Here is an 842-nt window from a genome sequence, read left to right on the forward strand (position 1 = left end):
TAGGGCGTGTCATCAATTGAGCCAAATAACAGAAGCAGCTAGATAAATTGCACCGAGAAAGTTGGTCGCCCGTTTATCATAGCGAGTTGCGATCGCTCGATACTGCTTGAGTTTAGCAAAAAAGTTTTCAATGAGATGACGGGCTTTGTATAAATCTCGGTCGTAGTCACGAAGTATAGTACGGTTACGTTTGGGAGGAATCACTGCGGTTTTGCCCTGTGCCTGAAGTCGCTCAATTACTCGTTCATCGGCATCATAGCCTTTATCTGCCAGTACTGTGTCCGCCACAATATTGGGTAGCAGTTGGTCGGCTCCATCCAAGTCGCAGGCTTGCCCTGGGGTTAGATGAAAACTCAAGGGATTGCCCAAAGCATCTACCGTCGCATGAATCTTGGTACTTAATCCACCTTTACTGCGACCAATTGCTTCAGTAGATGGCTCCCCCCCTTTGCACCCGCACTATGCTGATGGGCGCGGACAATCGTGGAATCAATCATTGCATACTCGTTGTCAGCATCGTCTGCTAACTGCTGAAACACCCTCTGCCACACCCCAGCCTTTGACCACCGAGTAAAGCGAGTGTGAATCACTCGAAAATTCCCAAAGCGCTCCGGTAGGTCTCTCCAGGGTATCCCTGCCCGATAGCGGTACAGCACTGCTTCCACAAACAACCGATTATCTTTGGCTGTAACTCCCACATACCCCTGTGTTCCGGGCAGCAAATCTTTGATCCTCTCCCACTGGTCATCTCGCAGCGCATAACGTCGAGTCATTATTTCTCTATTTGCTTAATCATCCCAAGCACCACTGACTCCAGTTTACCTAATTGATGACACGCCCTA

The 842-nt window shown here is 49.2% G+C and carries 1 protein-coding gene; it reads right to left on the minus strand.

Annotation, left to right across the window (positions count from 1 at the left end):
* Positions 1-12 precede the first annotated feature (12 nt).
* A protein-coding gene (locus V7K84_RS11240) for an IS5 family transposase (protein WP_442940943.1) occupies positions 13-773 on the minus strand; the annotation gives its coding sequence in 2 pieces (ribosomal slippage) (positions 13-435 and positions 438-773; 759 coding nt in all).
* Positions 774-842 lie beyond the last annotated feature (69 nt).

Origin of the sequence: Nostoc sp. (assembly GCF_036917315.1) — a bacterium.
Classification (GTDB): Bacteria; Cyanobacteriota; Cyanobacteriia; order Cyanobacteriales; family Nostocaceae; genus Nostoc.